The sequence below is a fragment of the Ruegeria sp. BG10 genome (assembly GCF_056538575.1).
Genome location: NZ_JBQFTI010000008.1, coordinates 38,117 through 56,021 on the forward strand (window position 1 = coordinate 38,117; position 17,905 = coordinate 56,021).

Genomic DNA, 17,905 nt, shown 5'->3' on the forward strand with positions numbered 1-17,905 from the left:
CTATCGACCACGAAGATAACCATGCTTCCGGCATCTAGACTATTAAGTGCAGGAAAAGATTGATCTGGGCTGCACAATTAGACAACGCCTTCAAAACCATCTGAAACCGATCGTTTTGCTCTGGCAGGCGCTGTGATTGAAGAAGTGGGTCTTATTGTTTAGTAGCGCCAAGATAAGCAAACCAGTAGGCTAAGGCGACTCCTCCCGCCCCGCCGACAATGTTGCCCAGAGTAACCCACAATAGATTGGTCGCCGCTGATAAAACCGGCACAGTTGCCCCCGCTGCCCAACCCTGCGGGAAGAAAAACATGTTTGCAATCGAATGCTCGAGCCCCAGCAACACAAAAGCAGTGACGGGCCACAAAACGGCCAGAACTTTGCCGGTGACGCTGCGGGCGGCAAAGGACAGCCATACAGCAAGGCATACCAACCCGTTGCACAATGCGCCACGGGCGAAGGCCTCCATCGGTTCCAACCCCGCTTTGGCATCGGCTATCACCACGGCGGTATTGCCCATCGGCCCCTCGAGCAGGCCAGTCAGAGAGAAGGCCAATGCAAGCCCGAGGGCGCCCGCGAAGTTTCCGGTGTAGACGATGCCCCAGCTTCGAAACAGCAGTCGCAGTGGTATCTTGCGGTCGACCGCTGCGATCACCATCAAAACATTGCCGGTGAATAATTCTGCACCCCCTGCGATCACCAGGATAAGGCCCAGGGAAAACACCGCGCCACCCAGAACGCGGATCGGCCCCGCAGCGCTGTCTGCCCCAGTAACCGCCATCGTATAGGCCGCTGCGCCAAACCCTATGAATGCCCCGGCCAGCATCGCAAGAACGAACATGGGTGCCATTGGCAACTTTGCCTTTGTGACCCCAGCAGTCTCAACTAACGTCGCAATTTCAGAGGGTTTATGAGCGTCGAACAGGGACGGGGTGTTCATGTCGGGCTCCAGAGTTGGCACGGATCTACTTAGCGGGAGGTTTACATTCTATCTTCTGACCTTGAACCAATGCACAAATAAAAAGGGGAAGTTCATCTGTTCCCTCATGGTTCGGGTAGTTTCGCCTAACACAGTTTGGTCTCCGGTCATCGCCACAGGCATCCATGACCTCTGTTTCAGCCTCCGTTTTCGTGCCACCGTCATGAAGCAGTGGATGTCTGTTACTATTTTCACGGTCGGGAGTTCAGCGTCACGGAGTAGCCATCGAACCTTAGTTCTGTCACGAGGCTTCAATGCAAAGCTTATTGATCGTCATCGTTTTGTGCCGATTGGGACCAAGTTTGAAATTTAGGCAACGGTCAAAACCGCACAAGTGGCATTCCGACTGATGCCTTGAGAGGTGCTCCCTTGAATCAGGCTACCAATGCTTCCCAATCCGCGGCGGCCCGTCACAATTAGGTCAGCTGTGCATTGCTTGGCGCATGCGATGATCTCGTCGACCGGATCACCGCGTTGGGTATGTGTTTGCGAAACCGTCTGATTGTATTCTTTGGCAATCTCTTTACCCGTGGAAATGATCTTGTCTGCTGCCTGCTGAACTTCTTCGTCTGAAGGCATTGTCGTGACGGCGTGATAGCCAGCAACCGCGCCCATTGCGAAAGCCACGGTTTGCGGCTGAGGTGTATGGACAAGGTGAATTTGGGAGCCGTATTTGCTTGAGATATCACAGGCAACGCGTAGTGCTGATTCTGACGCCTCCGATCCATCCAAGCCAACCACGATTTTATTGAACATGTCGCACTCCCTCCTTTGTGAGGGGTCAGTATGGGCGAACTTGCGGCAACTAGCATTGACTCAAATCAACACTTTTCGCTGCAAATTCGAGCGTAGTCGTCCGTCCATTTCCAGAAGATTCACGGTAACTGAACCAACTTTAATAATCATTGGAGTTGCAAACGGGTCAACCGAAAGGGGGAACAGAGCATATCTATTGCGAAAAACCTCCCGCAGACGCTGCTTTTTTCAAAGGGTATCAATTTATGCCCAATGATAAAGATCAAGGGAAATGACGAGAAGAATTGCTATTATGGACGCGCGTTTCAGTTCGATTGGCGAGATCGGTGGATTGCCTACGACACGAAATTCAGTCTTATTCCAGAGGAAAACAACGATGCCTTCCTCTTCGCCTTGGGTTCGCCCAGTTGCAATGGCCGCAGCACTCTTTGGTCTCCTTACCATTTTCTCCGGCGGAACGGCACTGTTTGGGGGTGCTGCTGCCAAAGCTGCAGTCGGAGATGCAGTTCCATTCGTGCTTTGGTTCAATTTTCTGGCTGGATTTGTCTATTTGGCTGGCGCATTCGCAATCTACAAATCCACATTCTGGGCACAACGCATTGCCTGGTTGATAGGCACATGTACACTACTGGTGTTTGTAGTTTTGATAATTATGGTTCTCGGTGGAACACCATTTGAATGGCGAACCATCGGTGCAATGACCATACGCTCTGGATTTTGGCTTGCTATAGCTTTTGTGCTTTCCAGAACAGTATGAGCCAGTCAATTCGACGTCGCGCCTTTACCCAAATTGCTTAGAGAGACCGGCACTTTTGATTGATATCAAAGGCCGTGGCGAAGAGTTTCGGCATAGTAAGTTCGCTGTTTAGACCGGTTTGCGGGAGCGTCATCATGACAGTACTTATTGCCTACGGGACTATTGAAGGTCAGACCGCCAAGATTTCGCGCTTCATCAACAAAGTTACATTAGGGGCAGGATACGAAACTAGGCTGATCGATATCGACCAACTGGCAGGTCCAGTGTCTTTGGAAGATGTAGACCACGTCATCCTTGCCGCTCCCGTCCATGAACGCCGGCACCCCAAGCCGTTCGAGGAGTTTTTAGAAAGGTACCATGACGCATTATCTACGCGAAAATCACTTTTGCTTTCCGTCAGTCTAAAAGCTGCTTTTCAGAAAGGTCAGGAGGACGCGCGGGACTATCTCACCGAAATGCTGATGCGGACGAATTTCGAACCAGACGCGACCGCCTTGGTCGCCGGTGCCGTACGGCCTGATAGTTACGGGTATTTTGAAAGAGAGATCGTCCAACACGTTGTCATGCTAGGCCAGAAGATTGATCCACGAGATGGCTTGAGAGAATTCACTGATTGGGACGCGTTGAAAACAACAGTAACAGCATTCCTGGACGATTAAGTCTGCCGTCACCTCGGAGAGCATCGAACCAATGACAGAGTTCGGCCGTCCTTTGCAGAGCGGGATTTTTCCATCACGTCAAAACGCGGAGCATTTGCTGACCCGTTTCAGTTTCTCACAACTCGCTCACATCGTTACAAAACAGCTCATACAATACTGCCACAACCGCTGATACTCTCTGATCGGCAATCCTGTAATAGATGCTCTTCCCTTCACGCCTGGCGTCAATCAAACCGGAAAGGCGGAGCCGGGATAGCTGTTGCGAGGCGGCGGCCTGCCGCATGGAGAACGTCTGTTGGATTTCGCCGACGGACTTTTCACCACTGAGCAGCAGGCACAATATCTGCAAACGGCCGTCATGCGCCATGGCCTTCAGAAACTCGGTTGCTTCAAGAGCATTCTGGCTGAGATCCGATTTCAAGCGGTGCCCCAAATAGAAGGATATATCTTGATATAATTATCACTGGCACCTGTCTCTCTGCCACAAATAAGCGGCGAAGAGGAAATTGCGGGTAATGCGGTCAAATGATGCTATGCACGCAATGGGATTGGAGTGGCTGCGGCAGACAGTATTCACAGCACGAAGCTACACTGCGTTCCCGCCACCAACGATACACGCGCCGTTCTACAGGTCATACCCATCATCCTCGCGGGTATGCGACACCTGCTCTCGCAAATGAACAGTCTCCTGCACAACTTCAGCAATCCGGCTCGACGCTGCCTGTTGCAACTCCCCGACAACAGCCTCAGCACGTCGATAGCTAACCGGCATCGGGCTGCGACGAAAGTATGGTTTCGGTTCCGGCAAAATCCACGCCCGTAAATGACCGTATTGGCGACATCCGCTGCGCCGCGACAACAAAATGCTGCGCCTGCGAATGAATGCCGCGTCAGCGAAACATGGAATTCGAATGACGGCAAAGTCCGCTTCTTGCCTATTCAAACGTGGTGCAGCGAATGCCCGGAATGTCCAACGATAGGAGTCCGTCCCAATCGGAATAGACCCCACATTACTCCAACCCGGTGGTCTCGCTGTTCCCGGCAACACATTCACCAGCGCGAACAATAATCTATAATGTCTTCCGTCGTTAAAGGCAGTGGCCATCCTCTTTACGGACGTGGGTTGCCTGTTCGCGGGTATGGGCAATCTCTTGGACCACGGCTGCAATCTTGTTGGATGAAACTTGGTGCAGCTCACCGACAACGGCCTCGGCGCGCTCGTAGCTGTCCGGAACACCTTGGCTGTTAAAATGGGCGGCAGCGGTGGAAATGTCCGCGTCTCGCCAAGTCGCCGTGGTGCCAACTGAAACGCTGTCATGATCGTTGTAGCGAGCCAGGAACTTGTTTCCATCGATTCCGAAGCTGTTGGCGGTTGCAACAATGTCGTCTCGCACTGCCAGCCATTTTTCGGCCTCGGAGGGGTCCAGGTTATCCAACTCGGCCGCATTCATGGATGTGGTGTAACTGTCGTCGACAACAGTGTATGCCTGCAGGTCGGTGTCGTATGGGCGTAGCTTGGCAACATCGCCCTTCAGCTCTCCAATCTGCACGTCCATTGCGGCCCGCAAATGCGGGTCTTCAACTTCTCGGGCAAGAGCCTCCATATTCTCGATGGAGTTCATAACGTCCTTGGTCTGCTGTTCGTAGTTCTCGAAACCGGCCTGACCCAGAGCGGATTGCATATATTGAACATAGCGATCACCGGGCGACTGGTAGTCGTCGGAATCCTGAAACCCTTTGTCGCCGGACAGATCCGCAAGGGACGAATAGTAGAGATGATACAGGTCGTATTCCTGAGCATCGTTCATGTGCTGAGAAACCAAGACCAGCATATCGTTCAGATCAACCGGCTCCCCCGACCGCTCCGCAGCCTCCAATTCGATTTTCAGTTCTTCGACCAGATTTTGTTGCGCCGTGTGTTCGTCAACACGGCGGTTGGCCCGGTCCTCGATGACGAAGCTCTTTGAAGCGATGGCTGCACGATCAAAGCCCATCGCCTGCTGTTCTTTCTTGATGATGTCGATCTGCTCTAAAACGCGATCCTCGCGCGGGGCAGATTGATCGAATTGGGAATAGGGTGCGAAGTGTTCGACTTCGTTCAAAAGATATTCTGTACGCGAAACCATAGTTTTTCCTTTGCGAGTTGATGGAAAACTCTGTGATGGATCTGCCTACGGCGTTGGCGCGCTCATCAGGCAGACCGGATGAACTCCTTACAGGCTGTGACCGTCATCGTCGCCCTGCCCTTGCAAGAGCGGGTGCGTTGCGCGGGCGTGAACGTCTGAAAGTTCTTCTGAGATTGCGATGATCTTGCAAGAAGCAAGCTGGTGCAGCTCGTCAACAACGGCCTCTGTTCGGTCGTGGCCGTCCGACAATCCTTGAGCCTGGAAGTGGGCTGCCGCGGTCGAAATATCGTCGCTGCGCCATCCCATTGTTGTGCCCAAAGTGACGTTCTGATGATCGCCAAAGCGGGCAACGAACGCCTCGCCATCAAGGCCGTAGCTGCTGGCCCTGTCGGTGACTTCCTTGCGGATCGCCGCCCACTTGTCGGCCTCTGGATAGTCCAAGACATCCATTTCGGCGGTGCCCATTCCCATCATCGTTGAATAGCGCCGGTCCTCGATGATGAAGGCTTGAAGGTCCGGATCGTTGGTGCGCAGATCCGCAACGTCGCCCTTCAGCTCGCCAATCTGAATGTCCATAGCGACACGCAGATGAGGGTCGTCAACCTCACGGGCCAGCCCTTCCATCTTGTCGATGGATTGCAGCAATTCTTTGGTCTGAGTCTGGAAGTCCTCATAGGCCCCCTCGCCCAAGGTGTCCTGCATATAGACCTCGTACCGGCGTGCTGCCGGGGCATAATCTGGGGTCGCCTGGAACTCCTTGTCATCGACAATATCAGCAAGGGCAGACAGATACGGATGGCTCTGTTCATTGTTCCGAACGTCGCTGATATGGGCAACAACTTGAGCCTTCAGCTCGGGTGCGATTGTTTCCTCAGAACCGCCTAATTCGATGTGTCGCCGCAAGTTGCTCATGACTTTGGGCGACACATAAGACGGGTCTCCTGGCTCGCCGTAATCATCAAAATGGTGGGCTTGATCCAGCAGATGTTCCATTCTCGATACCATAGGTTCCTCACTTTCAACGAGTTGGATGGCAAACTCTTCGATCCGGTCTTTGACAGCGTTGGCGCGCTCATCAAACAGATCCGACATTCTTGCGATGGATAGAGTCATCACATCGGCGGCCATGTCGCGGGCCGTAACTTCGACTTCCGGGGTACTTTCAACAACCGACATTCCCGCCTGAACTTTCCACGTATCGGTCTCGACTTCCTGCCGCAAACCGCGCTCAAGGCGGGTCGTTGCGGTCAGCTCAATTCCGTATTCCTCAGCAACCTCGACCTGAATAGAGCGCTGGACGTCGATGTTCATTTCGCTGCTCATACCCATAGCCAACCACTGCCCATGTTCGACGCCTCGGTTGTTCACAACGATGTGGACATGGGGGTTGTCAGTGTCGTTATGGAACACTGTCAGGTAGTCCCAGGTATCGCCAAAATCACCGCTGCCAAATAGCCGATCTGCAAACTCTAAACCGGCCTCATGAGCGGCATCCGGATAGGTGCCTTCGGGAAAGGAAACGATCATGTGACGGGTGTAACCGTAGTTGGTTTTCCCGTTGAAATCCTCCGCCCAGGTCTCGATCAAATCGCTGACCTGATCCGCATCGAGCGGGGTCACGCCATTGTCTCGGATGTCCAACACGCCCTCGGCGCGGACGGTCAGATAGTTGATCTGGCGGCGCAGCTCGTGCGCGTTTTTCACCCCACCTTTGCGGACGTGTTTCACAACTGCCTCGGGCTTTCCGACCACGGCACCAAGCCGCGCCTTGATGGACGACGCCCGCGAAATCATGAACTTCATACGCTTGGCTGTCTGCAGCTGCTGATTGATGCGCTTGGAATGATCGACACCCTTCTGAGCCTGGCGGAAGGCAAGCTCCAGGAAGTCACCTGCTGTCAGATCACGGGCAGCGGCGTTCATTCTTCAGCTGCCCAATCGTCGTCGCGCAAGATCCGGCGAATGGCGGATTCAGGCTCACGGTTTCGGCGGGCCGCTGTGATCATCGTCTTCAAGTCTTGTCGGTGCTGGATGATCGCGCGATGGAGGTTTTCAACATCGCGCCGGTCATCATCCGTCCAGATCACCGTGCCGCGCTTGGCCGATTTCGCAAGTTGATTGAGGTTGGTGTATCCACCCTGAACCTGCCGCAAGTGCTTCTGCCAGAGATCCACAACAGCGGGGTCAGGATCGAGATAACCGATCAGACGATAGACGAGGCGCTGGATGATCTGATTGCGGCTCTTGGCTCCGAGTACATCAACGGCCGCCTCCAGACGCTCCAGCGCATCCACTGGCAAACGTACGGAAAAGACGGTGGTGTCAGAAGTTCTGCTCTCGCTCAAATCGAAATCAATCTTTAGTTGTATTTATGATTTGTAACACAACTACCATATCCTGTCATAATCTCCAAGTCATAATCTCCAAGAGTAAACCGATGTGATTTGAGAAATCCGTGTTTTCTCCAATCATGATCGGAGCAACTTTGCTCTTGGAGGCTATTTCCACGCCGGGGAAAGGGTCCCGCCCCTTTTCCAACCAACAGGCGTGGGTGCCGGTGGACTGGCGCAGGGCAATCACGCAAAGCGTGGGCTGCCCGAACAGCGCCCGTCACTTTCCGGCACGTTAAATGCAATCTGCATTTTCCGCGCGCCTCAGCGCGCTCTGTTTCCCGCCGCTTGCGCGGCGGGTGTGGCAGGGTTGAGAGCTACCGCACCGCGGAAGGTCACCGCCCCTGCCCGGCCGTTAGGCCTCGCGCCACGCGTGGCGCATATGTGGTCCGGGTTTTGGGCGGAGCAAAGGAAAGGGCGGCCTACGCCGCCCTGCCCTCTCGTCATTCGGTGACCGGCTCGTCATCGCTCCGCTTCGGGAAGGCCACCATCTCAACGCCGGGAAACATGCTGTGTTTGATCTGGATCGAGGTGATGTTGCCGGTCTCATCGGTATTGACGAAGAGAACCCCGCAGCGATCCCAGAAAGTCTTGCCTTCTTTTTCACCGGTCTTGACGTTCAGTTTCAGAGTTTGAGTTGCCATTGTTTGATCCTCGCTATGACGTGTTTCGATGAACATGGGAAAAGCGGGCAACAAGGGGACGTCAGCAGGGAATTTGGTCCGCGCGGAATGCGCCGCAGGCGCAGGGGAAATTCCCTGTTGAAGCGCGGTGCCCGAGCCGGGCACCGCGCGTCTTCCCCGACTGCCCGCTTATGTTCATCCCTTCAGAAACACCGCAGCCGAGGATCATCTCCGGCAATGGGTTTGAAACTGTCAGGCCAAGTGAAAAGGCAAGACTTTCTGGGATCGCTGCGCACGGGTCATCTGAATAAAGCGATACTGTATGTGGCGGCAACACCGCCTCGGTCAATCACAGGCGCTATGCTCAGTTCCGAGTGCAAGCGGCCTTTCTGGGTCAGAATGATCCTCGTGGCAAAGGAAGGAGGATCATCGGTGGTAAAAGTCGCCCTTTTCAATTGGCGAAGGCCAAAGACCGGACGGTCCGGCCCTGGTCCGCGCTTGCGCGGATCAGGTAATCAGCCGGACTCAATTTAAAATGGCGGAGTCTGACTAATCACCGCCGCTAAATCTCTAAGTTGAACTTTGCTGCCCGAGCCATACCAAAAGTCGGTTAATTGGACGCAATGGTTGTTCACGCATCCAAACACAAGATCATTCCGTATTTCGAACCCCCGCTCCAATCAGAACAGGCATGACCTGCTCATCAGATTTGAACTCGAATATCCGTTCGATGCGAAGTGAACCAAGTCTTGCCGCCTCAAGCGCGGCCTTCATTTGATGCAGCGTCAATCCGAAACCGTCATCATCTGACGTTTGCCAATCCCACTGCACGAAATGCCCGCCTTTATTGAGCAAACCCGCCAGCACTGCCACAGCGCCACTGTAATCCGAAAGAAAGGCGCAAACAGAAGAGGCGCAGATCAAATCGAAACCCGAAAACCCGTTCCCGACTTCCGGAACATCTTCAGCCAGAACGTCTCCGTGAACTGCTCTAACATTGGGCAGGTTCTTGGCCTTTAGGATCGCAATCATATTCTCCGAGGTATCAACCGCGACAACTTCCTCCACATGCGGTGCAATTTTCTCCGCCAGCAGTCCGGTGCCACATCCAAAGTCGAGCACGCGCTTTGATCGCCAATTCTTCCCGCGAATATCCAGGTGCTCGTCCAGCGTGGCGAACGCGCGACTTGCGTAGCGTCTGACGTCGCTATTGTCGTCCCAACCATCGGCGTAGTCGTTCCAATCATCGGTCATGGTGCTTGCGCTTCCTCATGGATTTAATTCGGCATCGGCACATGTGCGCTGAGATAGATGCGCAAATGTGAACGCCCGACATTGTCCAGATTGAAGTCAACAGTCAACATGGGTTTGGAACGGCATGTGGAGGGAATAGAGGCGACCTCGGCAAACCTCTGCCGACGATCTTGTACACAAGAAAGAGGCCCACCGAAGCGGGCCACAAGTTTAACCGAAGGAAAGTCTCGAGGTATTGACTACAGGCTAACGCTTGCGCGCGCGATCGACAACACCGTCGGCTGTGATCGTGGCAATCCGATCCTCGGTGCGGCGGGTCATTTCCACCCCGTCACCCGTCATATGCGCCTCGGCAAACTCGGTGAACTTAAAGATGCTGCCATCCGCTTCCACATGGGTTTCATCTTCCGCCGAGCGGCGTTTCACCGATCCGTCATGGCGGATTTCAATGATCGTGTTATCGGCCATTCGGACCGTCACGGAATGCTCATCCACAGCCACGCCTTGCCACCACATATCTGCATCGCGACGCACAACAATGCGACTGGGATGCAGCTTGATCTGCACGTCCTGCGCAGCCTCCGGGTCAGCAGCTTTGACAACAACAATCGCCTCTTGCGCGCTAGGGTCGCTATGGATCGACGCGCTCCCGTTCTTTGGCGGCCAGAGCTTTGGCTGTTCGCGCGGCTTGCCCTTCTGATCCCTATGAAACCCGACAAACATCTGCGCGGATTTCCAGACGCGGCGAGCGGCTTTCTCGAGCTTGTTCGATGAGGTGTCCATGGGTCTTTCCAAGTCCGTTTCTACGAAGTGATCGCTTTTGAAAATGAGCCGGGTGACCGACCTCTGATAGCTACGCGCGACGGGGTGTTTGCGCAATGCCACTTTGAGCTTTCATCTTTGAGACTGACACAGCCAGAGATTGATAAGCAGGGCGCAACGCGCCCTGCCCCGTTAGGTTCAGAAGCACTCAGGAACCCAAGCATCGATCCGGGGTTTCTGTTCTTCGGTCACACCCAACGCGCTCTGATGCTCTGTGTCGTTGAAGAGTTTGTGCATCGCCTCGTTCTTCGCACCTTTCTTGGATTTCGCGAAAGCTTTGAACATGTCGGTGTCGACATGCAGGTCCAGCAGGTCCTTGTAGAGATCATCCAGCTGCCAGCCTTTCAAGCGCATGAAGCAGTTCTCTGCCGACGGGGTCCAGATTGCGCGCATGTCAGCACCAATCTCAGCCTCGATCTCCGCCATGAACTCCGGGCGCTGGGTCAGGAACCGCCGAGCCAGAAAAGCCGTGATTTCTCCATTCCGGACCTTCTTGCCCAGTTCGCGAAACGCTTTGAACGCCTCCACGCTGCCTAGTGCGGCCATTTCGTGGAACTGGTCATAGGCTTCCTCTGCCGCCGCATCCCGCTCCCCGCCAAGACGCGGGTCGAGGATGAACTGGTCGTCAATCTCAGGCGTGTTCCGTTCAGCGCCACCATAGCCAAACCCGAACAGGTTGCTGGTCAGACCTGAGGCCGGGGTGGCGGAGAAAGCAAACAGGCTCAGCACATAATCAGGCTTGTCCAGCAGGGCCGTTTGAACTGCTGCCAGCCGGATTGCCACCATGTCATCAATGAACTTCTGCGAATAGGCTGGTTTTGGTGTCTCATTGGCCTCGAGCTCTTTGACCGGCGCCAGTACACCGGCCTCAATGGCGGCCTGCACATGTTCTCCCGCGACATAGGCCGATGATGATTTGATGTCGCCGTTGTTGCCGACATAGACAAACACACCGGACAGCTTGCGCTGATCGTCGGAATAGAAGGGTGCTGCATAGTCCTCGAGCGCGGCCAGCTCCTTTTCACCATCCGCGTCCAGAGCCTCAGCCTCATAAAGCTCGGCCAGTTCGTCATACCGTTCGGCCTGTTCTTCGGTGAACTCCCGGCTCACCATCTCCAGACGGTGCATGCCCTCGGTACCTGCGAACCCATAGGGAATGTAGCTTTCGTCATGGGTGTCCACCCAGTCCCAGCCTTCCGCTTCGCACAGCTTTGCCGCTTCCGCCGCCAGTTTCTCGGCAAACAGATGATCCAGTAGTTCGCCTTGATTGAACAGGGTCTCAACGGCAAAGAGATCAGCAGTGATTGTGCCGCCTGCTGCAACATAAGCCTCTTGGCCGACAAACACGGCCTTGCGGTTGGTGCTGCTGACAGCCTCCGACGTCAGGGCCTGTTTCACATCATGTTCGCTGAACCACCGGCACTCTTTGGCCTGTTCCAGCACGCCCAGAATTTTCTCCTCCTCGGTGCTGACGGTCATGGCCTTGGCCAGCCCCATGCTGATCTCACCAGCTTTGAGCGCGTCCAATACGGCGGCAGGCAGACCGGCCAGCGCAAGACGGCGGCGCACATGGGCTTCGGTCACGCCAAACGCATTGCTGATCTTGGCAACAGACAGAGATTTCTCCGCCATCTTGCCATAGGCGCGGACCTCGTCGACCGGGTCCAGTTCCTCGCGAGCAGTGTTTTCCGCATTGGCCCATTGTTCGGCCACAAACGGGTTGTCCGTGACCTTCACGAGGACCTGTGCCAGATCGGCGCGTTCGGTCACGGCGATGTTCAGAGCCCGCAGGCGGCGACCACCGGCGACGATGGCGACTTTGCCATCTGCATCGCGCAGACCGCTGAGGTTCTGGATCAGGCCGCACATGACCAGACTGTCGGCTAAGAGGGCGATGCCTTCCTCACCAACCTCCTGACGTGGGTTCAGATCAGACAGGTAGAGATCGGAGAGCGAGATGGTTTCGATGGTTTCCGGTGCGGTGAATGTCTCGACTTTGCTCATGGGGCAAATCCTTGTTTGAGTGTTTCGCTTCGTGTTAAGGGTGCCCTACCCCTTCCGGGGTAGAGCGGGGCCGCTTAGGCGGCTGCGTGTTGTTTCAAGAAGGCGCGGGCGATCTTGCCGGAAAGGCCGCCCTTCTTGAGATTGTTCCAAGCCAACTGACGTTGTCGTGCGAGGGTGTATGGGTTCATGAACTCACCTCCTTTCTGGTTTGGGATTGGGATCAATATTCGCTGGGGCACATGATTGTCAGAACGCGGCGCGTCACTGACGTGTCAAACGGGCGGTCGGACCCGTATTTGTAATCCGCGTCATAGAGGTCGATTTTCCAGAACAGCTTATGGCCGCTGACCGTCACCGTTCCGAACGTGTGATCGCCATAGGGGTCGTTGCCCTCGTCAAACTGGTCATCCGACGCCACCGCCGCCAATGCCGCAGCCTGGAACTCCATCCCTTCGCCGGACACACCGGGCGTGACAAACACCTGCCCCTGAATGCCTTTGGACTGCATTTCAATCGTTGCATTTGGGTCGATCAGGGCTTTCCGAACCAGGTCATTCTGGGCTGCTATTTCTGCCGCCTGAAGGCTGGTGTCATTTTCGATGTCATTTGTCGTCTCAAGGTTCAAAACCGTCTCTCCTCTCATGGTGTGACCTCCGGGGCTGATCCCCTTTGGTGCTGGTTTTGAGCCGAGCCCTGAAAGGGCGTCGTCTCTAAAACCTGCCCCGTGGCGAACGCGGAGAGGGGCGAGACAGGACAAATCGACAAGAGTGGTGCGGCCCGCAGCGCAACGCGCGAGGACACGGTCTTGTCTATTTGTCTTGTCCGAGGGGGGAGGCCGCGCCTTCCCCCTGACGTCGGGTGGCGTTTGGCTTGTCCAAATCCCGCCTGACCCACAAAAAAAGGCCGAAGGATCTTCGATCCTGCGGGAGCGCAAAAGGGATCGTCACCCGAACGGGCAGATCACCACGGCATGGAGTGACCATGACCCAAAGCCCCTGCCCCGGCTCGCGAGAGACGGGTCAGGGACTATTGCGTCAGGGAGATCATGCTGGGGTGTTCTGGGTGGAAGCCGGTCTGCCGGCTGGAACCTAGAGCCCGGTCACGAGCCGGCTGGCTCGGGATTTGCTATGGAAACAAATTGCCACCCGAAATCACTCACCGACCGGAACATACCCTCGTCGGAGCTTTTGCTTTTCGAGGTTTTGGAGCGCTTCGGCAGCCTCGGCTTCATCTTCGTAAGTCACCAACATGGCTTGTCCGTTTGTGCCGATACGTCCCCAGGTACGTAGGACGGAAACTTCGCCAAACAGCGTCGGCTGCAACTCTATTCCATAGAACCGCGCCATGTTGACGTCTGGATCCACATGGATCAGGTGGACAGGTGTGATTGCCGTCAGTTCCATGACGCGATTGTCGGCAAACTCAGCCCGTCTGTCCAATGACATTGCGAAATCAATTCCCGGGAAAGGATTCTGATCCTGAATGGAATATGACATCGAGTGCATCCGCTACTACTATAGCTGACCAATATGTAGGTAATAGGATCGGTCATGTTTCGTTTTCTACTATTTGCCTTCGTGATGGGTCTTGCCGCCAGCGCAGGTACGGCGCAGACACCGCCTTCGGCTGATGAGGTCGCGGAATACGACGGTCTCTTCGCAGCCGCTCACACCGGCAACGAAGAAATGATCCGGCAGCTGGTGGTGGCGGGGGCAAACGTCAACGCGCGGGACTCTCGAGGCCGCACGCCAGCCCATGTCGCAGCCTTTGCTTCAGAGGGCGAGGCATTGCGTGCACTGGCTGAGGCCGGCGCCAACATGAACGCGCGTGACGGTCAGGCCTACGACGTGGTCACGATTGCGGCCGTTGCAAACGATCCAGAACTGATGACGCTCGCAATCGAGTTAGGCAATGATCCGGGCCTAACGACCAGCCCTTATGACGGAACGGCTCTGATCGCAGCCGCCCATCTCGGTCATGTCGAGATTGTCAGACGGCTGATTGCCGCTGGCGCGCCTCTGGACCATGTGAACAATCTGCACTGGACAGCAGTTATCGAAGCGGTTGTGCTTGGTGACGGTGGCCCGGATCATCTTGCGGTTCTGGATGCGTTGTTGGCAGCGGGTGCTGACGGATCGCTTGCCGATCGAAACGGAACTACACCACTCGAACACGCCGAACTGCGCGGATTTTCTGAGATGGCAGAACGGCTAAGAAAAGAGGATTGAGACCAGTCCGGCAGGCTGAAGCGGAGCGTTCCACCTCACACGTGCCGATGGCAGCTTGTATGAGACCAACCTCAAATCAAGTTCCTCTCGTAGCGGAGCGGGGACAGAGTTGAACACATCTCACAGGTAACGGCACAATGGACAAGATCAGAAAAAGTGAACAGGACTGCTCCAGCACGCTCGCTTTCCCGAGGCGCGGCTTTCTCGCTGCATCAGGCATTGGCGCACTGACAATTGGATTGAGTGGCTCCGCTGTAGGCCAAACTTCTACAAGGGCGGACGACGCAATACCTCAACCAAGTGATCCCAAGGATGCCACATTCATGGAGCGCGCTTTCGAAATGCGTCAGTATGCGATTGATCATGGAGATCAGGGGTATGGCGCAGTTGTGGTGCGCCACAACGTTATTGTTGGCCAATCATGGAGCAGAGTCATCTTAGATCAAGACCCCACGGCCCACGCTGAAATGGCCGCGATCAGGGACGCGGCGCGTCGACTCAGTGACCGGGATTTGAGCGGAGCGGTCATGTACTCATCTTCCCGACCATGTCCCATGTGTGAAGCCGCGGCATACTGGGCTGGAGTCCGCCTCATGTTCTACGGCCGGAAAATCACGAGCGCAGGTTCCCCGAAGCTTTGCAGTTAGAATGGTTTTCAACCATCATCGAAGTTTCCTGTAGCGTTCGCTTTCCACGGTTGGAAGTCTCGACCCATTCTCGCCTTTGGTCGTTCAACGGCTTGCTGCCGTTCGCGGCGTGCGTGAGATTGAGGTTTCGCTGAACCCACAGTCTGCGCAACATTGCAACTATCTACCGTAAAGAGACATGTATCGGCTTTGAGGTCAGCTCGCCTGCTCGCGGTCAAATTGCATGCGGAATTTTCTGACTTCATCCATCTGTTCATGCGACCAGAAGACAAGTGGCTTCAGCATCTCGAGTAAGCTTCGGCCTAAAGGCGTCAATTCATAGGAAACAGCCACTGGTGGCCCGGGATCGACAGTGCGGGTCAAGTAACCGTCACGCTGCAATCCACGCAGGTTCTCGGTTAGCACACTTTGCGTGACGTCTCCGATGCAGCGTTTTAAGTCGCCAAAGCGTTTCGGCTCATCTTCCAGAGCTAGGATAATAATCATCCGCCATTTGCCGGTCACATTGGATAGCACGGAGCGGATGGAGCAGTTGGAAGCTTCTGCTTTGTTGGCAACACCAATAGGTAGCATATCAATCTCTGGTATTGTTTCGAAACTATGAGACACCATAACTATGGATCGGCTTTTGCACAACGCCCTGATCTATATGGTGGTAGCGTTGAGCATACCAAGTCAGTTTAAAGTACGTAATTGCAATGTGGTATGTTTTTGCTACCACGTATCAAGAGGATACGAATCAAAGGATAAAGCCATGTCTCCTAAAGAACTTGTAATCGCACTTTTTACCGCTGCCTTTGCCGATCACGATCCGGAAGCTGCGCGGCAACTCGTTACCCCGGACTACATTCAGCACAACCCACAGATCCCGACTGGCGCCGAAGGTTTGGTTCGCTTGATACCTTTGGTGGAGCAATCCGGAATGACTGGCACCACGCACAGAGTCATCACCGAAGGCGACATGGTTGTGCTGCACAGCACTTTTGAAAATGCAGACGCCTTTGGTGCGCCGACCCTTGCCGCATTCGACATATTCCGGGTTGAGGGCGGCAAAGTTGCCGAGCATTGGGACAATCTCCAGCCAGTTCCAGAAACGACGGTGTCTGGTCGGGGGATGACAGATGGAGCGACCGAGATCACCGATCTCGACAAAACCGAAGAGAACAAGGCGTTGGTTCTTGGATTTGTGCGCGACGTCCTGGGCGGTGCCGCACCAGAGAAAGCCCCCGAGTATTCCGAGGTCTACATGCAGCACAATCCAATGCTTGCCGATGGAATTGATGGTTTGATGGAAGGCACCAAAGCCTGGGCTGAACAAGGCAACGTCATAACCAAATTCGAGCCTCAGATCGTTGTGGCAGAAGGCAACTTTGTCTTTGTCGCCTCAGATGCCACCGTCAGCGAGAAACCATGGGCTTTCTTCGACCTATGGCGCGTTGAGGACGGCAAGATCGTCGAGCATTGGGATGTGGTTTCGCCCACTCCTGCGGAGATGGCGCACGAGAACGGAAAGTTCTAAATACCGTAGAAGGATGGCGGGTCCGAGTTGGCTGACCCGCCCACCAAAAAAACGGGCCTTCGATTGGGCAGTCACAGCAAGTACTCTCGCGACTCAATCCTGCCGTTCATCTTGCAAAGCCGCACCTGCAGTGCGGCCGGCGAAGCTGCCGTTAACAATGATGTTGGATTGCGCTACTCTTAGAACCATGCTCGATTTGGATGAAGCCAAGTCAGTGGAAGTGTACGGCACCGTTCTTGCGACCTTCGAAAAGGGTGAAGGCGAGGCACTGGTTTTTGTGCATGGCAGCGCCTCGGACGTGCGCACTTGGTCCCAACAGCTTGGCGATTTCTCGGAAAACTATCGCACGATTGCCTACAGTCGACGCTATCATGTTCCGAACGCTCCGATACCAACCGATGCCAGAGACCCTATCCAGGTGCATGTAGAAGATCTGGCGGGTTTGGTCAAAGTGATGGATGCAGGGCCGGCACACGTCGTAGGGCATTCGTGGGGCGGCCTTGTTGCGCTCTTAGCGGCCAAGCAGATGCCGGAGATGTTCCGCAGCCTTGTCCTCATAGAACCGCCTGCTGTCTCAATGTACGTGAGTATTCCACCCAAGCCGATCCAGTTGATCAGCCTATTGTTCTCAGCGCCCCGCCTTGCGCTCGCCATCATTAAGTTTGGCGTAGGTACCGTTGGCCCTTCTGAAAAGGCGTTTCGATCCGGCGACGATGAATTGGCAATTGAAACGTTTGGCCGAGGGGTTTTGGGTGACAGATATTTCGAGGCACTGTCGGAGGAACGCTACGCTCAAGTTTGGGACAACCGAGGTCCTGACAGAGCCCTCTCACTGTATCATGGCTTCCCCGATCTGATCGGAACATCGTTTTCGGACATCCATATTCCGGTTCTTCTCGTAGGCGGGGGTGATAGTCCGCACTTGTTCAGGCTGCTAATCGATGGACTTAGCGAGCGGCTGCCCGATGCGCGCGTCGAAATAATCGAAAACGGGTCACACATGATCCACGAGGACGCACCAGATACCCTAAATACGCGGATCAAAGAGTTCCTTGCAAGCGGCGGCTGAGGGCTCCTTGCTATCCGGTTATGACAAAAGATGCTGCGAAGAGCCCAATCAAATAAGTAAATGTCATCGACCCTG

General features: G+C 55.0%; 19 protein-coding genes. 6 read left to right on the forward strand and 13 right to left on the reverse strand.

All coding sequences use genetic code 11. The features are described from left to right. Positions 1-151: 151 nt before the first annotated feature. Both ACR0D8_RS20680 and ACR0D8_RS20685 read right to left on the reverse strand, forming a co-directional pair. Positions 152-937 (reverse strand): formate/nitrite transporter family protein, encoded by a 786-nt coding sequence (locus ACR0D8_RS20680; RefSeq protein ID WP_480649427.1) that lies wholly within the window; start codon positions 935-937, stop codon positions 152-154. 348 nt (positions 938-1,285) lie between these two features. Then, entirely contained in the window at positions 1,286-1,732 is a 447-nt protein-coding gene (locus tag ACR0D8_RS20685) for a universal stress protein (RefSeq protein ID WP_480649429.1), read from the reverse strand. 271 nt (positions 1,733-2,003) lie between these two features. On the opposite strand from ACR0D8_RS20685, the gene ACR0D8_RS20690 reads away from it, so the two are divergent. Both ACR0D8_RS20690 and ACR0D8_RS20695 read left to right on the forward strand, forming a co-directional pair. Beyond that, positions 2,004-2,489 carry a hypothetical protein gene (locus ACR0D8_RS20690; RefSeq protein WP_480649430.1) on the forward strand — a complete coding sequence of 162 codons (486 nt, stop codon included), beginning with the start codon at positions 2,004-2,006 and terminating at the stop codon, positions 2,487-2,489. A 134-nt stretch (positions 2,490-2,623) separates the two neighbouring features. Continuing rightward, on the forward strand, positions 2,624-3,148 hold the full coding sequence (locus tag ACR0D8_RS20695) for a flavodoxin domain-containing protein (protein ID WP_480649431.1): 525 nt from the start codon (positions 2,624-2,626) through the stop codon (positions 3,146-3,148). 115 nt (positions 3,149-3,263) lie between these two features. Here the strand turns inward: ACR0D8_RS20695 and ACR0D8_RS20700 are convergent, their stop codons facing one another. The 10 genes from ACR0D8_RS20700 to ACR0D8_RS20745 all read right to left on the reverse strand — a co-directional run bounded on the left by ACR0D8_RS20700 (position 3,264) and on the right by ACR0D8_RS20745 (position 13,812). Continuing rightward, positions 3,264-3,569: an ArsR/SmtB family transcription factor gene (locus ACR0D8_RS20700; RefSeq protein ID WP_480649432.1), complete on the reverse strand. Its 306-nt coding sequence runs from the start codon at positions 3,567-3,569 to the stop codon at positions 3,264-3,266. Positions 3,570-4,236: 667 nt separating this feature from the next. After that, positions 4,237-5,274: a hypothetical protein gene (locus tag ACR0D8_RS20705; protein ID WP_480649433.1), complete on the reverse strand. Its 1,038-nt coding sequence runs from the start codon at positions 5,272-5,274 to the stop codon at positions 4,237-4,239. 87 nt (positions 5,275-5,361) lie between these two features. Further along, the gene (locus ACR0D8_RS20710; protein ID WP_480649434.1) at positions 5,362-7,197 is read right to left on the reverse strand and encodes a relaxase/mobilization nuclease domain-containing protein; all 1,836 of its coding nucleotides are present in this window, start codon (positions 7,195-7,197) and stop codon (positions 5,362-5,364) included. Beyond that, positions 7,194-7,619 carry a hypothetical protein gene (locus tag ACR0D8_RS20715; RefSeq protein WP_480649435.1) on the reverse strand — a complete coding sequence of 142 codons (426 nt, stop codon included), beginning with the start codon at positions 7,617-7,619 and terminating at the stop codon, positions 7,194-7,196. Before ACR0D8_RS20715 ends, ACR0D8_RS20710 begins: the two co-directional genes overlap by 4 nt. A gap of 488 nt (positions 7,620-8,107) precedes the next feature. Next, positions 8,108-8,308, reverse strand: coding sequence for a hypothetical protein (locus ACR0D8_RS20720; protein ID WP_480649436.1), 201 nt, complete (start codon positions 8,306-8,308; stop codon positions 8,108-8,110). 630 nt (positions 8,309-8,938) lie between these two features. Then, entirely contained in the window at positions 8,939-9,541 is a 603-nt protein-coding gene (locus tag ACR0D8_RS20725) for a class I SAM-dependent DNA methyltransferase (RefSeq protein ID WP_480649437.1), read from the reverse strand. A 246-nt stretch (positions 9,542-9,787) separates the two neighbouring features. Next, positions 9,788-10,324 carry a hypothetical protein gene (locus tag ACR0D8_RS20730; protein WP_480649438.1) on the reverse strand — a complete coding sequence of 179 codons (537 nt, stop codon included), beginning with the start codon at positions 10,322-10,324 and terminating at the stop codon, positions 9,788-9,790. Positions 10,325-10,501: 177 nt separating this feature from the next. Beyond that, on the reverse strand, positions 10,502-12,367 hold the full coding sequence (locus ACR0D8_RS20735; protein ID WP_480649439.1) for a ParB/RepB/Spo0J family partition protein: 1,866 nt from the start codon (positions 12,365-12,367) through the stop codon (positions 10,502-10,504). A 220-nt stretch (positions 12,368-12,587) separates the two neighbouring features. Then, positions 12,588-13,010, reverse strand: a complete 423-nt coding sequence (locus ACR0D8_RS20740) for a DUF3768 domain-containing protein (protein ID WP_480649440.1) — start codon at positions 13,008-13,010, stop codon at positions 12,588-12,590. Positions 13,011-13,518: 508 nt separating this feature from the next. Beyond that, positions 13,519-13,812: a WGR domain-containing protein gene (locus tag ACR0D8_RS20745; protein WP_480649441.1), complete on the reverse strand. Its 294-nt coding sequence runs from the start codon at positions 13,810-13,812 to the stop codon at positions 13,519-13,521. Between the two features lie 105 nt (positions 13,813-13,917). Here ACR0D8_RS20745 and ACR0D8_RS20750 point away from each other — a divergent pair, with 105 nt between their 5' ends. Together ACR0D8_RS20750 and ACR0D8_RS20755 are read left to right on the forward strand one after the other, a co-directional pair. Then, a complete protein-coding gene (locus ACR0D8_RS20750) occupies positions 13,918-14,595 on the forward strand; it encodes an ankyrin repeat domain-containing protein (RefSeq protein WP_480649442.1) in 678 nt (225 codons plus the stop codon). A gap of 137 nt (positions 14,596-14,732) precedes the next feature. Continuing rightward, positions 14,733-15,242, forward strand: coding sequence for a nucleoside deaminase (locus ACR0D8_RS20755; protein WP_480649443.1), 510 nt, complete (start codon positions 14,733-14,735; stop codon positions 15,240-15,242). Between the two features lie 195 nt (positions 15,243-15,437). On the opposite strand, the gene ACR0D8_RS20760 is transcribed toward ACR0D8_RS20755, so the two are convergent. Further along, positions 15,438-15,815 carry a winged helix-turn-helix transcriptional regulator gene (locus ACR0D8_RS20760; protein WP_480616986.1) on the reverse strand — a complete coding sequence of 126 codons (378 nt, stop codon included), beginning with the start codon at positions 15,813-15,815 and terminating at the stop codon, positions 15,438-15,440. A 181-nt stretch (positions 15,816-15,996) separates the two neighbouring features. Here ACR0D8_RS20760 and ACR0D8_RS20765 point away from each other — a divergent pair, with 181 nt between their 5' ends. Together ACR0D8_RS20765 and ACR0D8_RS20770 are read left to right on the forward strand one after the other, a co-directional pair. Beyond that, entirely contained in the window at positions 15,997-16,761 is a 765-nt protein-coding gene (locus ACR0D8_RS20765) for a nuclear transport factor 2 family protein (RefSeq protein ID WP_480649444.1), read from the forward strand. Positions 16,762-16,948: 187 nt separating this feature from the next. After that, a complete protein-coding gene (locus ACR0D8_RS20770; protein ID WP_480649445.1) occupies positions 16,949-17,830 on the forward strand; it encodes an alpha/beta fold hydrolase in 882 nt (293 codons plus the stop codon). The last annotated feature ends 75 nt before the right edge of the window (positions 17,831-17,905 follow it).

Coding starts and splice junctions, on each gene's coding strand:
- ACR0D8_RS20680 (WP_480649427.1), bottom strand. CDS start 937: ATGAACACCCCGTCCCTGTTCGACGCTCATAAACCCTCTGAAATTGCG.
- ACR0D8_RS20685 (WP_480649429.1), bottom strand. CDS start 1,732: ATGTTCAATAAAATCGTGGTTGGCTTGGATGGATCGGAGGCGTCAGAA.
- ACR0D8_RS20690 (WP_480649430.1), top strand. CDS start 2,004: ATGACGAGAAGAATTGCTATTATGGACGCGCGTTTCAGTTCGATTGGC.
- ACR0D8_RS20695 (WP_480649431.1), top strand. CDS start 2,624: ATGACAGTACTTATTGCCTACGGGACTATTGAAGGTCAGACCGCCAAG.
- ACR0D8_RS20705 (WP_480649433.1), bottom strand. CDS start 5,274: ATGGTTTCGCGTACAGAATATCTTTTGAACGAAGTCGAACACTTCGCA.
- ACR0D8_RS20710 (WP_480649434.1), bottom strand. CDS start 7,197: ATGAACGCCGCTGCCCGTGATCTGACAGCAGGTGACTTCCTGGAGCTT.
- ACR0D8_RS20720 (WP_480649436.1), bottom strand. CDS start 8,308: ATGGCAACTCAAACTCTGAAACTGAACGTCAAGACCGGTGAAAAAGAA.
- ACR0D8_RS20725 (WP_480649437.1), bottom strand. CDS start 9,541: ATGACCGATGATTGGAACGACTACGCCGATGGTTGGGACGACAATAGC.
- ACR0D8_RS20730 (WP_480649438.1), bottom strand. CDS start 10,324: ATGGACACCTCATCGAACAAGCTCGAGAAAGCCGCTCGCCGCGTCTGG.
- ACR0D8_RS20735 (WP_480649439.1), bottom strand. CDS start 12,367: ATGAGCAAAGTCGAGACATTCACCGCACCGGAAACCATCGAAACCATC.
- ACR0D8_RS20740 (WP_480649440.1), bottom strand. CDS start 13,010: ATGAGAGGAGAGACGGTTTTGAACCTTGAGACGACAAATGACATCGAA.
- ACR0D8_RS20745 (WP_480649441.1), bottom strand. CDS start 13,812: ATGTCATTGGACAGACGGGCTGAGTTTGCCGACAATCGCGTCATGGAA.
- ACR0D8_RS20750 (WP_480649442.1), top strand. CDS start 13,918: ATGTTTCGTTTTCTACTATTTGCCTTCGTGATGGGTCTTGCCGCCAGC.
- ACR0D8_RS20755 (WP_480649443.1), top strand. CDS start 14,733: ATGGACAAGATCAGAAAAAGTGAACAGGACTGCTCCAGCACGCTCGCT.
- ACR0D8_RS20760 (WP_480616986.1), bottom strand. CDS start 15,815: ATGCTACCTATTGGTGTTGCCAACAAAGCAGAAGCTTCCAACTGCTCC.
- ACR0D8_RS20765 (WP_480649444.1), top strand. CDS start 15,997: ATGTCTCCTAAAGAACTTGTAATCGCACTTTTTACCGCTGCCTTTGCC.
- ACR0D8_RS20770 (WP_480649445.1), top strand. CDS start 16,949: ATGCTCGATTTGGATGAAGCCAAGTCAGTGGAAGTGTACGGCACCGTT.